Here is a 15,219-nt window from a genome sequence, read left to right on the forward strand (position 1 = left end):
AAACCGACGTTTATCTCAAGCTGAATAGCTCAAAAATTCAATGCTGACGAGAATTTCTTCTCTGTTTAGCGTCCTGATTGCTCAAGACGTTTCAATCACTCGTTGTTCAGTTTTCAAAGGACAATCTTCGTTCAGTCGTTCTTTGTCGTTTCCGCTAATGTCTCAGCGGCAACTTTTATAATATATCATATGCTGTCGATCTATGCAAGAACTTTTTAAAATTCTTTTTTCGCTAATCAGCACTTGCTTGTGCCGACAAGAGATAACTTTATCAAAAACCCATTCAGAAAGCAAGAACTTTTTTATAACCGTGAAATTTATTTTCCTCTATAGAATCTACAGTTCATTAAGAGCCCTATATCTTTAAATACAGCCGGCGATATTGAAGCAGTAGGACCGCAATGTCTTATGTCTTCCTCTCCTACCTCAGAAGGAAATGTATGAGTTTATCTCCCCTTGTCTCTCTCTATAGAAGAAACGCAGTCTGAATTCTCTAAAGAATACAAAAAACCGGCAGTTCGGAGAAAATCCGAAGCCGGTCTTTTACAATATCCATTATAGTCTTGTAACGAATTGCGTTTTATTACATTAGCCGCTCGTACCCATAAAGATATACCGCGCAGCAACGAGAACGAAAAGCACCCACATAAGCCAGTGAATTTCGTGCTTTTGCTCATTACGGTTGCCGATCCGGGAAACAACTGCGAGAAGTACATAACCCAGAATACCGAGTGAAATACCGTTAGCAATGCTGTAAGTGAAAGGCATGAATGTGATTGTCAGGAACGCCGGAATCCCGATAACAAGATCCTGGAAGTCGATATCACGCACAGCCTGCATCATCAGAACGCCAACTACGATCAGAGCGGAACCCGTAGCAGCCCCGGGAATCAACGCAACGATTGGAGCGAAGAACAGAGCCAGTAAGAACAGAGCGCCCGTAGTCACGGCCGTCAAACCTGTACGTCCGCCTTCGGCAACACCTGCAGAGCTTTCCACATAAGCGGTTACTGTACTTGTACCGACCATAGCGCCGCCGCTTACTGCAAAAGCATCAACAAACATCGCTTTACCGACACGCTTGTTGCCTTCTTTCTTGTCTTTCATCATACCTGCGCGGTTAGCCGTACCTACCAGCGTACCGAAGGTATCGAACATTTCAACGAATGTAAAGGTAACGATTACGGATACGATACCCACGCCCATAATACCGGCGAAATCGAATTCCCAGAAGTTAAGCTGTCCAAGATCCGGAATCCAAGGAGTCTGCGGGTTGTTCAGCGAGCTGAGGTTGACGTGGCCCATGAGCAGTGCAACCACTGTAGTACCGAGAATACCGAACAAGATAGCTCCGCGAACCCGGAGGACCATCAAGATCGAGATAAGGGCCAGACCGACCAAAGCAAGAACAACATCCGGATTCTTAAAGCTGCCAAGCTCGAAAATGGTTTCGAAGCCTTGGAGCGGTGTGAATTGGCCTTTCGGAATATCATTAACGGTTTCAACTGCTACCGACAGCAGCCCGGTGTTCTTCAAGCCTACGATGGTAATGAAAAGACCGATACCTACCGTAATGGCGTGCTTGAGACCGTCCGGAATTGCAACGAGAAGCATTTGCCGAAGCTGTGTAATCGTAAGAAGAATAAAAATGAGCCCTGAAATGAAAACCGCAGTAAGTGCCATTTGCCAAGTAATCGGATTACCTGTCGACGCGGTGGAAATAACCACTGTAGCAAAATACGCGTTGAGTCCCATGCCGGGAGCAAGTGCAACGGGGAAATTTACGAACAGACCCATTGCAATCGTAAATACACCAGCAGCGATGGCGGTTGCCAGGAAGACCGGGTACCATTCCATGCCTGTTTTACCGAAGGCGGTTAGAATGTTCGGATTAATGACTAAAATGTAAGCCATTGCCATAAACGTCGTGATGCCCGCCATAATCTCTGTCCGAACGTTTGACCCGTTTTCTTTCAATTTAAAAAAACGATCCATTGCAACGAAATCCCCCTTAAATTAGATGAGAACAACAAAAATCCCGGTGACATCTGTCACCCGGACTGGTTGCAAGCAGAGCGGCTGCCACGGGCAGGCCACATCTTTTTGATATCAACGTACCCCAGACTGCTCAAAGCAAATCTCAGGTTCGTCCCTTTCAAAAAGCGGCGCCATGCATCGCTAGGCTGCACGTTCTCTTCGTAGCCAGATCATTACGGTGACCTCGTAGAAACTTCCGGGCCTATCCCCGGAATTATACGAAAAGCATTCAGTTTTGTTATTCCCTCTTCTTCTTCATTCTAGTTAGCCGCATCTATTCTGTCAATATAGAATAACGAATATTAATTTGGTAAAAATGCGATAATGTTCGTGATTAATCCCGATGGTTTTCCTTGTAATTAGATCGTTTTGCTATAAAAAAAGCGCCTTTCCTCTCCAATTATGGAGGAGAAAAGGCGCTGACGTACTATTCCCACTCAATCGTAGCTGGTGGCTTGGATGTTACGTCGTAGACGATCCGGTTGACGTTGTCGACTTCGTTGACGATACGTACGGAGATTTTCTCGAGTACGTCCCACGGAATACGGGCCCAGTCGGCCGTCATTCCATCGATGGATGTAACGGCGCGGATGCCCACTGTGTAGGAATACGTACGGGCGTCGCCCATTACACCGACACTCTTCATGTTCGGAAGAGCGGTGAAATACTGCCAGATCTCGCGATCAAGACCCGCTTTGGCGATTTCGTCCCGAAGAATCGCATCGGATTCACGAACGATGGTGAGCTTCTCTTCCGTAACTTCACCCAGGACACGAATTGCAAGGCCCGGACCCGGGAATGGCTGACGCCAAACAATAGCAGCCGGTAGACCGCATTCTTCGCCGACTTTACGTACTTCGTCTTTGAATAGGGCTTTGAGAGGCTCTACAAGCTGGAACTTCATATCTTCAGGCAATCCGCCTACATTATGGTGCGATTTGATGGTATGCGCTGTTGCCGTACCGCTCTCGACGATATCGGTATACAGGGTTCCCTGCGCCAAAAATGCAAAGTCACCGAGCTGCTCGGATTCATGCTCAAATACGCGGATAAATTCATTGCCGATAATTTTACGTTTCTGTTCCGGATCGCTGACACCTGCCAGGTTACCAAGGAAACGGTCGCGTGCATCGATTTTGACTACATGCATATCGAATTTGCCGACGAAAGTTTCCATAACGCTCTCAGCTTCGCCTTTACGCAGTAAGCCGTGATCGATGAACATGCAGGTCAGCTGGTCGCCAATCGCTTTGTGCAGCAGGATTGCCACTACAGAGGAATCGACGCCGCCGCTTAATGCGCATAGGACTTTACGGTCGCCCACCTGGGCACGAATGTCACGGATGGTATCTTCGATAAAGCTTTCCATGCTCCAGTCACCCGCACATCCGCAAACATCATAGATAAAGTTGCGGATCATTTCGTTGCCTTGCGCCGAGTGGCGGACTTCCGGGTGGAATTGGACAGCTACGATGTTCTTCTCCGGGTGACTCATCGCCGCGATCGCACAAGTCTCTGTGCTTGCGTCCAGAACAAAACCTTCCGGCAGATCGCAAACGTGATCCCCGTGGCTCATCCATACGACTTGATTAGCATCCAGATTCTTAGCCAGACGGCTGTGGGACTGGAACTGCACTTCGGACTTGCCGTATTCCCGCTTGGCTGCGCGCTCTACTTTACCATTCAGTTGATGAGCGATCATTTGCATGCCGTAGCAGATGCCCATGATCGGAATACCCAGTTCATATACTGCCGGGTCCACAATAGGGGAACCTTCACCGTATACACTTGTAGGTCCGCCCGAGAAAACAATCCCTTTGGGATTCAGTTCGCGGATTTTCTCCGCAGGGGTATTGTAGGGCAGCAATTCGCTATAAACGCCCAGGTCGCGAATGCGTCTGGCGATCAGCTGGTTGTACTGTCCGCCGAAGTCTAATACAACAATCATTTCGTGTGACTTTATGATATCCATGGTCCGCCTCCTAGTATAATCTTGATCATTATATATAACAAAGGCGGAGGAATCAAGGCATGGTCATCCCTCAATCCGCTTCCAAATCTCGAGAATGCGGCCTTTGCCGACGATCCCTGCGCCGCTCCGGTCATAGCGGACTTCTTCGTACAAGGCGGCAAATTCCTCCAGCGCTCTGCGGCGCGCGTCATCCATGCCCCCCAGCGCCGCGACGTACTCGCGCAGCGTCTGCTGCGGCGCTAGGCGGCCGTGGCTGCGGAATACCCGCAGCCACAGCCGTTCCATCAGCGCGGTGCTGTCCGCGCTGCGGCGGAGCGGCGCGGTTAAACGCGGCGCAAGGGCATTGCCGCGCCGCTTCATAAGCGAGCGGCGCAGCATCAGGGCCGCGGCGAGTACAGCGAGCGCCGCGGCCACAGCCGGGGCGGCCGGGGACTGGGCCGCCCGTGCAAGCGCGGGCAGCAACGCTCCTGCCCACTGCGGCAGTAGGGTTGTGCCCGGCTGCTCTGCCTCATCCGGCGGGAGAGAGACAGAGGCAGGCACAGCCTGCGGCTCCTTGCCGCCTGCCGGCGGCGATGCGAACCCGGGCGTCGGCTCGAAAGCAAGCCAGCCGGCGCCCGGGATGTAGGCTTCCGCCCATGAATGGGCATCGCGGCTCCGGACGATAACCGAGAGACTGCCGTCCGGAGCGCGTTCGCCCGCTTCACCGGGGGCGAAACCTTTGACCCAGCGGGCCGGTATGCCTGCCGAGCGAAGCAGAACGACCATGGACGTTGAGAAATGGTCGCAGTAGCCCACGCCGCTGGTGAACAGGAAATGGTCGACGGCGTCCTGTTCATCAGCCGGCCGCTTAGGCTCGCTCATGCTATAGCGATACCCGGTGCGCAGGTGCCGCTCGATCGCCAGTGCGGCACTAAGCTTGTCCTCTCCATGATCCGCAGTCAAACTGGCAGCGAGATCCTTGACACGCTGCGGAAGCTGCCCCGGCAGCTGCAGAAACGCGGCAAGCTCGGTACCGGAGAGTTCGGGCTCCTCTGCCGGAGAGCTCCCGTGAACCCCCCAGCTGCCGGCAGAGCCTCTTAGGCCGCTTCGCAGCTCGGCATCGCTGACCGGCTCCTGCTCATCCCGGCTAAGAGATTTCCATACAAGCCAATCCGCACCAAACCGCATGGGTGTAATCGCGATCCGATATGATTTTAACGGTTCGGTATTAAGATTCATAGTCACTTTACCACTCTCGCGGCTTGACCGGATTTCAGCCGGCTGAATGTGTTTGCCTGAAATACTGACTGCTTCCTGTAAAGCTTGCACGGTACCGCCTGCAAAAATCTGGGTCCCAAGTTGTTTTCCCGCAATTTCAGTAATTTCCTGAACCAGCAAACCGGAGGAATTAAGCAGCAGAAGGTCAGGATCACCCGGCTTCTCCTGCTTCTCTTTTCCAGTCTCGGCAGAGGATTCACCTCCAAATTGAGACTCACCGACTCCGCTTGCCGATACAGGAAAAGCAGGTTGAAGCTGGGAATAAGGCTGAGACCACCCTTTTCCATCATAAAAGCTCTTCGATTCTCCCCGCCAGTAAGTCATCACAGGTGTCTTAGCCTTAAAAGCAATCCGGTTATCGGGTAGAATCGGACCGCCGATCCATGTGTCATCCTCGCCATAACCCGTAAGGCTCACGGCTGATTCTGAAGGTCTGGATGCGCTGTAGGACAAGGAATTCCGTCCGCTGAGAAGATCGTTAACCCACCCGTCCGCGGCAGCTCGCACACTTGAGGTCCGCATGGGAAGAAATTTGCCCCCCTCGTGCGCCCAGATCCCGCTCATATAAAGAGCCGCCGCTGCAGCAAGACTGAGCCCAATCCAGGATAACGGCCAAGCTCCTTCCTCCGACATCGCAAATCGTCTTCTAAGACGGGGGATGGTCAGAAGAGCGAGCAGCAAAAGTCCTAAGGCAGCCGTACGGATCAAACCTGGAGTCGTATCTATACCAGCCCATATTTGCAGTACAACCAGGTAACCTCCGGTAGCCGCAGCAAACCAAGCACCATGCTGACGATGCAGCAAAAGTTGATGGGAGGCGGAAATAAAAGCCGCAGATCCGATCAGAAAAAGCAAAGTCTCCAGCACCCAGCTGATTTCACCGAATCTGCCCGCAGCCGCGAGCCCAAGATCCGAATACAAATCATTCCCAATATCAACCGGCCATCCCCCCCACGGGAAATTACCATTGCGATAGAAGTATCCGATCGTTATCGTAATGCCTGCAAGTTTCCCTAACCACAGCACATAAGCGGAACGGACTACAGCCGAGAGCATTAAGAAATAACCGATAAGCAGAGCATAAGGTAATATACCGCTGCGCTGTATCATGCCGATTCCCGAAGCCATGGGGCGCAGCCATTCAAGAAGAAGCAGGAACCATATTATGGTAAGTGCGGTATTTCTCACAGCAGACAATCCGCTCGGGTTGTAAACGCCGGGAGTAGACTCCTTCATACATCGGACGGAAGCCTCGGTTCTGCCTGGATAAAATCCGCCTGCCCCCGCGGTAAATGATGATGGTGAAGGGATGGATGAGGCTGCTGATTTTAACGGTTCAAGCTCCCTCTGCTTATCCTCGTGCGAATTCATCTCCTGCACCCCCTTCACCCGAGAAATTCAAGGCTGCAAATCGATTCTCCCGTACGGCTTGATGACCCTTTCGGTCCGTTGTTACTCTATGAAAATCAGATGATAGAGCAATAGAAGCAAACGCCGCTCCCGCGTCTCTAAGCATCGCAGCGGCGCAAAGATCTTCCTCAGACAGGGAATCGGCTGTATGAATAAACACCACCTCCACAGGTCTCCGGGCTGCAAGAAGTGCAATGATGCCCATAACTGCTCCTTTATCCAGCCTGGATGTCAAATAAGTCATACCGATCCCAGGCGGAAGTGAGGCATGTTCCCTCTGGAGAATCAGAAGGCCGCGACCCTTCTCCCCTCTAAGCGAAGCGAGCAGCTCAAGCGGCGCGCTTGCGCAGACATTATCCGTTCCGGAAGACGCTGCGGGATATTCACAGGCCGGAGAAGGCTGCTGTCCGTACACACCGGTAATCTCTGTTCTTTCCCGGAATGCGGTTCCGACAACAATCCCTCGCGCCCCGAAGCCAGGTTCGGTTACCGCACTTACGGCCAGACTTATCCGCTTCTCAAGCAAACCGAACCCGCACCGACATGCTTCTTCGTCCGGATTCGTTATCTTGCTGAGGTTTGTTCGCTGTTTCCAGCTTTGTTTCTTCCACGGTTCGTCATTTTCTTCATCTCTCAGCGGTTGTGTTTTGCCGGATAAGACTTTAACCGGCCTTTTCTTCTTCCTGCCTTTGTGAAGATGGGTGGCAAACCCGCAGCGGCAAGCAGTTGATCCTTCTCCACAATGCGGATCAGGGTCGAGAATAACCATCCGGGATAGCTTAACGGAGGCAGCGCGAACTTGCGTTTGCAGAGTCCCTGCCCGTGCCGTTGCTTTCCAATCAATCCAGGACATCGGATCACCTGAAATATACGCGCGGCTTCCGGCATACACTGGGGCTGAGAGCAGTGAAGCCTCCCGGCTCCATGTCTCATTCTCCAGCCTTGAGACAGTAAGAACCCTGCTCAGAGATTCAGCAGGAGCTGGGTAAACAGTCAAACGGGCCTTCCCTGCTGCCTGTACCCTTTTGACAAAAAGACCGAAAAGATCCCCGCTAATCACCTCGGACTTCATGAGAGTATAGTGACCGCGCTGTATATGTTCAATCCCGTAACTCATAGGGATGGTTCTGCGAAACCATGGAAAACAGAGCTGTGTTATACAAATGCTCTCCCCGCGCTCCTCGTGCTGCCAATATTCCCGGACAGCCAGCCAACATACCGGAAGAAACGAACGATGTTTAACATGGAGCCGTATCTGCGCGGTTTGTCCGGCTGTTAGCCGTGAAACATGAATTTCCCGGTCCAGGACGGCTCCGTTCAACGTAAACAAAAGGATAGCCGCACCCGAACAAGCATTGCACCATAGAAGCGCTTCTACTAGGAACGGAGCTATGCCCCCTATGCTCAAATAAATAGCGTGGGCCGCTAAGGCTCCCAGAATCGTTGCAGACAAAACCAGCCATGATTTGATCATGAGGCGCACCTAGCGGATGGCTGCAAAACGCAGCACAGGGATGGGAACAGAAGCAACCGCCGCTTCTACGGCGGACCTTGCGCTCCGTCCTGCCATCCGTGCTTCAGGCGCAGGGAGCAAACGATGTGCGAACACGGCAGCAGCCAGATTCTTGATATCATCGGGCACCACGTACCTGCGCCCCTGCATCAAAGCTCTAGCCTGCGAGGCCCGCATAAGCGCCGAGGAAGCCCGCGGACTTGCTCCAAGCCTCAGATCCGGATGTCTTCGCGTAGCGGCCGCAAGACTGACAATGTACTCGCGGAGTGAGTCGTCTACACTCACTGCAGCCGCTTCATGCTGAAGCTGAACCCACTCTTCCTGCAGCAGGACAGGCCTTAGCTTATCGGTCGGGCGCCTCTGCAGATGCCGCTCCAGCATAGCGGACTCGCCGGCTTGATCCGGATACCCGAGGGACAGCTTCATCAAGAACCGGTCCAGTTGGGCCTCGGGGAGGGGAAAGGTCCCTTCGTGATCCAGCGGATTCTGTGTCGCGAGCAGCAGGAAGGGTTCGGGAAGCTCATGAGTAATTCCGTCTACGGTTATACTCTTCTCTTCCATAGCTTCCAGAAAGGCCGATTGTGTTCTGGGAAGCGCACGGTTCAGCTCGTCCGCCAGCACCACGGGATTCATCAGCGGTCCGGGACTGAATTCAAAAGAGCCGCTCTGCGGCTTGAAAACGGACACGCCTGTTATATCCGACGGCATCAGATCAGGTGTGCATTGAATCCGTTTATATTCACAGCCGATAGAAGCCGCCAGACTGCGGACGAGCAGTGTCTTGCCTACGCCCGGCACATCCTCCAGAAGGATATGTCCGCCGCACAGCATGGCAACCACGCATTTTTCAATAACATCACGTTTGCCGAAGACGACTTTCGAGACTTGATCGACCACTTTGTTCAAAAGAGGTTGGGGTTGGTCAAATAAGAAGGTTCGATTGGAAATCACGGGAAAGCCTCCTAATGGAATTCATCTATTCCCAGTGTTTCCCGATCTCTATTAAATTAGACGTGTCAGAACAGCAGGAAATAGAAACCCTTAGTAGATAGAGTAATATAATGACCGGCCGCATCAGAGCGGTGCTCTTCTACTGCAACGCCGAGTACTTCTGCCGTTTGAAGAAGAGGAACGTACAACGTGCCTTCGATTAAATGGGTATCCGGTAAAGAATAAACCTCCACTTGCCTGCCCCACCGGTTTACCGTCAATGTAAAAGTGGATAAGCTGTAATCCAGCCGGGTATAGCCATAGGATACTGATGCGGTTCTAGTACCCGGAGACCAGACGACCTTGGCTCCCATTTCTTCTGCGAGCACTCTCAGCGGAACTTCCAGACGCTGCTCCGGGTAAAGAACCTGATCGGAAGCAAGCCGTCTTACTTGCCGATTCACGTTTAATAGAAGGGGCAGAGAATGTTCGCCGGCGGTAGCGATCCGGACTCCTCCTGCTTCCCCTTCAGACTTCCCGGCACCCTGTTCGTAGGCCGTGCCCGGTACTCCCCGATCACCCGGTGTATCCGGATTCGCCCAGGCTTGAACCGCCTCTACATTGCTTATGAACTCTTCTTCTTCCGGAATAGTGCGATCCCAGCGTTCTGCCGTACGGACAGGAAACTGGGCTGGTTTGACTTGCTCATCCAGTTTAGCGAACGCGTATCCCTTACTTTTAAAATAGCGGATAATTTCAGGAAGAGCTTTAACGGTTTCTTCATGGCCGATACCGTCGTGGAACAGCAGGTTCAGCTCTTTTTTCAGAGGTGCCTTCTTGATCGAGCGGATAATCTCGGCCTCAGGGACGCCTGTTCTTTTGGAATCGTTGCTGTCCACATCCCAATCAAATACGGTAAATCCCGCTTGATTCATATAATAGAAATAGAAGGCATCAAAGTTCTGGGCTGTGCCTCCGGGTGCACGAAACAGCCTCGTTCTGATACCGGCGGCCCGCTCGATTGCTTGATCGGTTTGCTGCACCTGCTCCCAGAATTCATTAAAGTCCTTATACAGATTTTTGTAAGTGTGATCAAAACTGTGATTTCCGATGGCATGCCCTTCTCGCACAAGCTGCCCGGCCAGTTCCGGGTGTGCCTGCACCTGCTCCCCGACTACGAAGAAAGTGGCGGATATGCCTTCTTTCCGCAAAATCTCAAGAACCTGGGGTGTGTACCGGCTGGGCCCATCATCGAAAGTCAGATAAACCGTCGGAGTATCCGCCGTCTTGTAAGGCTGATCAGCCCGCGTTATACGGCCGGATTTCAGTTCCCCGTAAGTTTCGCTGGATGAATGATCGTCCCGGGAGGCGGCATGCACTGCGGGCTCAAGCTGTAAAAATGGATGAAGGGCGGATAATAGCAGAACAAGCAGGACGAACCGAGTAAATCTGACCACTGGCGACCGGGTTAACATGACAATCCCTCCGAATACTCCATCATTTGGCTTACTGGTAGAATATATGAGAGATTTCAGAGTGGTATGTCATTTCGCATGGGCGGATCCTCTTATCAAAAGTCTGTCCGCTTTCGGGTGACCGTCCATCGTGACCGGAGGCAGCCAGTTCATCCCCGTTTACACAAATTAGTTAAACCGGCTCTGCACAAATAAAAACACGACCCTGGAAAAGGTCATGTTATGGGTTCTACATATGAATGTGTATACGTTTCAACAATCAGTTGAACGGTGTTTTATGATTTGGATTCAAGATGTTTTTTTGAATTTTTCAAAAACTAATGTAAACACATAGGTAAGTAATAAAATTATCGTAATCAACACGGATTGCTCATACAACATTTTGAATCGTTCTTGTGACCAATTTCCTTCTCCTATTATCCAGTATGAAATACGGTTCGATATTCCAATTCCATCGTTAGCTTCCGGAATAAGACTCTTCATGTAATTTTGCGAGAGACTAATATTAGAAAGCAGAGAACAAATAATCAAGATTAATGTTGACTTTGAGTAGACACTCTCACTCCGTACCTTTTTCATAGCAAAGGCAAGTAACAATGTAACACTCAAACAACCCATGTAAAATAACATAATGATCTCCTCCAAAGGCCCGAAACGATTTACTTATTATACCATGTGAGGGCACTAATCTAACAGCGCTCTTCGAGGCAAAGAACATGAGGGCTCATATCCCACAGTGTGGAAGCGTATGAATTGGAGGGGTGCTGCGGAAACTTTACCAGACAGACAGCTGCGTTTAAAGCGGAGTTTTCCGGAAGCGACTTACCCCTATCTTTTTCTTTTTTTCCAAACAACGTTCTAAAACTAAATCAATTTCCTCTTTTTTGGGGTAAAAGGGTATAGGATGCGCTTTCATATTTAAACAAGAGGTGATGGAATGGGTGATATTAAAGTCGGGATACTTGGAACAGGCTTCTCCGCTACCGCTCACATTGAAGCTCTGCAGCGGATTCCTTCCGTTCAGGTTGTTGCCGTTGCTTCTTCCCGTTTGTCTCGTGCCGAAGAAATAGCGGCTAAGTACCGCATTCCCATGTACTATGGCGAGGCGATGGAATTAATCCAGGACCCGGATATTCAAGTTGTACACAATTGTACGGCCAATCATCTGCATTTTGAGTACAATAAAGCCGCTCTCCTCGCAGGCAAGCACGTCCTGTCCGAAAAGCCGCTCTCCGTGACCGTTAAAGAATCGGATGAGCTCCAGCAGCTCGCTAAAGAAAAGGGACTCGTGGCCGGTGTCTCGTACATCTACCGTCACTATCCGCTTGTCGAGGAAATCAAACAGCAGATTGCCGCACAAACTTATGGTAATCCCTACTATATTACAGGCGGTTACCTCCAGGATTGGCTGCAGCATGCAACCGACTATAACTGGCGAATGGACTCCGAATTAAACGGTCCTTCCCGCGCTATGGCGGATATCGGCTCCCACTGGGTGGATACCGTGCAATATGTGGTGGGCAAAAAGATTGTATCGGTCTTTGCCGATCTCGGCATTGTCCATCCGGTCCGTTACAAGCCCAAAGATCAGGTCAACACGTTCAATGCTTCTCTGCCGGCTATTGAGGATTGCGAACCGGTTAAGGTGGATACCGAAGACTTCGGATCGGTGCTTGTCCGTTTCGAAGGCGGTATGAAAGGAGTTTTCGCGATTTCCCAAGTAAGCTCGGGCCGCAAGAACAAATTGTATTTTGAAATTGCTGCCGAGCATGGAGCACTGCGCTGGGATCAGGAGGAAGCCAACCGGCTGTGGATCGGCTCCAGAGATGTACCGAACCGGATTCTGATGAGGGATGCCAGCCTCATGAGCGATCAGGCCGCTTCCATTACCCATTATCCGGGTGGACATGAAGAAGGCTGGCCGGATGCGCTCAAAAATCTGTTCTACGATTTCTATAGGACGATCAGCAAAAAAGGGAATGAACCTAAGGTTCATTCCAAGTTCGCCACCTTTGAGCAGGCTTGCGGGGTTATGCGGATTGTCGAAGCTATACTGGAAAGCCACAAACGGCAGCAGTGGGTGGATATTTAAGAAGGTTTAGTGTTAGCCATTTTCTAACACTCAACAAACTCCCCAGCCCCTTCACTCCTATACAGGAGAAGGGGCTGATTTTTATGCAGGCAGGTTTCCTATATAGGAAAGCGCCTCTTCGATGTGGCCTTTAACCTTGACCTTGCGCCACTGTTTGACCAGTACTCCTTGCTCGTCAATTACAAAAGTTGAGCGTTCGATGCCCATAAACTTCTTGCCGTACATATTCTTCTCTACCCATACATTATACAAATCAGCAACTGTATGTTCCTCATCGGCAAGCAGCAGGAAAGGCAGCTCATACTTGCTGATAAACTTCTCATGCCGGTTTAAAGAGTCTATACTTACGCCCAGAATAACCGTCTCCAGGTTACTAAATTCGCTGTGCTTATCTCTAAAATCACAGGCCTGTGTCGTACAGCCCGGTGTCATATCTTTGGGATAGAAATACAGGATAACCTTCTTGCCGCGAAAATCTGACAATTTAACCTTCTCTCCATTGCTTGCGGGCAGTTCAAAATCTGGAGCTCCCTTGCCTAACTCTGCTGTCATACCCATACTACCTCCTTCAAGTGCAATGTTTCCCGGGAAATAAATGCTGTTAATTATTTACGCCGGCAATCTGCCTTTCACCTATTATACTAATCCGGCTGCTTCAATCAAATTCCCGCATCTATAAAAAATAACCGCTCCGCAGCTTAACGCTGGCGGAGCGGTTATGAATAGCGCGGCGGCCTGCACCGGAGCCTGCCTCTTCATGAGTCCGGTGCAGACTGCCAAAAAAACGAAACAGACGATCGTTTACTCGGCTTGCTGAGATTTGGCTTGACCCGTTCCTTGTCTACCTTCAGGCTTGTCGCCTTTCTTGGCATCAATGAACTTCTCAAGCGACGGAGTCATTGCTGCTTTAAGCTTCTCAAGCAGCTGCTCTCTGGAGATTCCTTTGGACGTTGCGATTTCAGCCAAGGTTTTACCAGCTTCCTGCTGCGCCTTGATCTCATCTGCGGTTAAGCCAAGTAGGCCGGCCAGCTGCTCCTTGTTAACGAAGCCGCCTTTATGTCCGCCGCCATGCTTGCCGCCTTTGCCGAAGTCATTCTTGCTGGTGACTGCCTTCTCTATGCGCTTCCCGAGATCGGCTTTCAATTCAGCCGCTTTAGCACTATCCAGCTTGCCTGCGGTTACTTGGGCATCAATGCCTGCGGACGCCGATGCTGTCAGCTTGGAGATTAGATCCGCTTGGCTGATCCCTTTGCCTTGAGCAATCTCGACGAGCGTTTTGCCGGATCTAAGCTCCGTCATCAAGGCTTTCTCTTCCACGCCCAGAACTTCCGCTGCGTTCTTAAAGACAAAACCGCCGCCGAACCCGAACTTCCCGCCTCTGTCACCCTTATCTCCGCGTTTGGAGTGAGTGCTGTCTGTCGTGGTCGTCTTGTCTGTATCAGCAGAATCTGCCGCGAATACATTCCCGGACAGTGCCGCCCCGCCGCCAAGCAGAAGTGCCGCAGTCAGTGTACTGACTAATAATCTGTTACGAGTTGTACCGTTCATGTAATTTCCACCTTTCAATTGGGTGCTTGAGTATGTTACCTCCCAAGTATAGGCAGAAATTGTGAACAAAGTTTTACGGTAAGCTTAGGAAAACCTAAATCTTTGCTGAAAACGGGATGAAAAACTTGGATACAACCCGACAAGCGGCACGTGAACTGCTTAGCGGGACAGGGACCGGATGCTAAAGTCCGTGGACTCAGGAACCTGCACCCCGGTACCGCCTTACTCCCAAATTCCACACGCTCAATCCAAGGGTAATGAAAATGACACCCATCACCGGCGTTAATAGAGCAAAGCCCTTCCAGTTCTCCGGATCCAGAAAATAAGCAGCCGGATAAAACCCGACGAAGGCAAACGGAAGAATCCAGGTTAGAATGCCCCGCAGCAGCTTGTTATAGATCGTGACCGGGTACCGGCCATAGTTCTGGATGTTAAATATCAGCGGCATAATACCTGTCGGCGAATCCGAAAAGAAGGCGAGCGCGCTAAGTGTCACATAAATACCGCCGTAGATCAGAACGGCTGACACAATGAGCAGCAGCAGCACAAACGGGTCGCTCCAATGGACCGGAAGATCCAGCGCCATCCACGAATACCCCATAACAGCAGCGCCGGCAAGAGCGCTGAACAACGATGCCGGGTCCATATTCTCAAGCATCAGCTGCCAGAGACTGTGGGCGGGTCGGGTCAGAATCCGATCCATCTCCCCTTTGACAATATAGCGTTCGCTGAAATTCCATAGATTGAAAATCGTGGTGAACAGGCCGTACGGAATCATAAAGAACCCATAGATGAACAAAATCTGTTCCCGGTTCCATTCGCCGAGCAGCTCCGTCTGTTGAAAGACCACGAGAATGAAAATCAAATTCAGCCCGTTAAACAGAAGATCCGACGCGACCTCAATCCAGAAGTCGGAACGGTAGGTGAGTCTGGTTTTCAGGTAATTCTTCAGGTAATCCCAAATAAGCGAAAGATAGAACATGCC

10 protein-coding genes and 1 riboswitch are annotated in these 15,219 nt (G+C 51.0%); of the genes, 1 reads left to right on the forward strand and 9 read right to left on the reverse strand.

Annotated elements, in window-relative coordinates:
- Positions 1-588: 588 nt before the first annotated feature.
- From EDM21_RS09340 to EDM21_RS09365, 6 genes are all read right to left on the reverse strand, one after another.
- On the reverse strand, positions 589-1,995 hold the full coding sequence (locus tag EDM21_RS09340) for an NCS2 family permease (protein ID WP_157334980.1): 1,407 nt from the start codon (positions 1,993-1,995) through the stop codon (positions 589-591).
- Positions 1,996-2,179: 184 nt separating this feature from the next.
- Positions 2,180-2,279: riboswitch (purine riboswitch) on the reverse strand.
- A 185-nt stretch (positions 2,280-2,464) separates the two neighbouring features.
- Positions 2,465-4,009, reverse strand: a complete 1,545-nt coding sequence (gene guaA, locus EDM21_RS09345) for a glutamine-hydrolyzing GMP synthase (protein WP_157334982.1) — start codon at positions 4,007-4,009, stop codon at positions 2,465-2,467.
- A 63-nt stretch (positions 4,010-4,072) separates the two neighbouring features.
- Entirely contained in the window at positions 4,073-6,637 is a 2,565-nt protein-coding gene (locus tag EDM21_RS09350; protein ID WP_157334984.1) for a DUF4129 domain-containing transglutaminase family protein, read from the reverse strand.
- Positions 6,618-8,150 (reverse strand): DUF58 domain-containing protein, encoded by a 1,533-nt coding sequence (locus tag EDM21_RS09355; protein ID WP_157334986.1) that lies wholly within the window; start codon positions 8,148-8,150, stop codon positions 6,618-6,620. Before EDM21_RS09355 ends, EDM21_RS09350 begins: the two co-directional genes overlap by 20 nt.
- Positions 8,151-8,159: 9 nt before the next feature.
- The gene (locus tag EDM21_RS09360) at positions 8,160-9,140 is read right to left on the reverse strand and encodes an AAA family ATPase (protein ID WP_166541920.1); all 981 of its coding nucleotides are present in this window, start codon (positions 9,138-9,140) and stop codon (positions 8,160-8,162) included.
- Positions 9,141-9,205: 65 nt separating this feature from the next.
- Positions 9,206-10,594 carry a polysaccharide deacetylase gene (locus EDM21_RS09365; protein WP_157334988.1) on the reverse strand — a complete coding sequence of 463 codons (1,389 nt, stop codon included), beginning with the start codon at positions 10,592-10,594 and terminating at the stop codon, positions 9,206-9,208.
- 937 nt (positions 10,595-11,531) lie between these two features.
- Between EDM21_RS09365 and EDM21_RS09370 the strand changes: the two genes are divergently transcribed.
- On the forward strand, positions 11,532-12,686 hold the full coding sequence (locus EDM21_RS09370) for a Gfo/Idh/MocA family protein (RefSeq protein WP_157334989.1): 1,155 nt from the start codon (positions 11,532-11,534) through the stop codon (positions 12,684-12,686).
- 81 nt (positions 12,687-12,767) lie between these two features.
- Here the strand turns inward: EDM21_RS09370 and bcp are convergent, their stop codons facing one another.
- The 3 genes from bcp to EDM21_RS09385 all read right to left on the reverse strand — a co-directional run bounded on the left by bcp (position 12,768) and on the right by EDM21_RS09385 (position 15,216).
- A complete protein-coding gene (gene bcp / locus EDM21_RS09375) occupies positions 12,768-13,238 on the reverse strand; it encodes a thioredoxin-dependent thiol peroxidase (protein WP_157334990.1) in 471 nt (156 codons plus the stop codon).
- A 249-nt stretch (positions 13,239-13,487) separates the two neighbouring features.
- The gene (locus EDM21_RS09380) at positions 13,488-14,234 is read right to left on the reverse strand and encodes a hypothetical protein (protein WP_157334991.1); all 747 of its coding nucleotides are present in this window, start codon (positions 14,232-14,234) and stop codon (positions 13,488-13,490) included.
- A gap of 196 nt (positions 14,235-14,430) precedes the next feature.
- The gene (locus EDM21_RS09385; RefSeq protein ID WP_157334992.1) at positions 14,431-15,216 is read right to left on the reverse strand and encodes an ABC transporter permease; all 786 of its coding nucleotides are present in this window, start codon (positions 15,214-15,216) and stop codon (positions 14,431-14,433) included.
- Positions 15,217-15,219 lie beyond the last annotated feature (3 nt).

It is taken from the genome of Paenibacillus lutrae (assembly GCF_009757775.1).
GTDB classification, from domain to species: domain Bacteria; phylum Bacillota; class Bacilli; order Paenibacillales; family NBRC-103111; genus Paenibacillus_F; species Paenibacillus_F lutrae.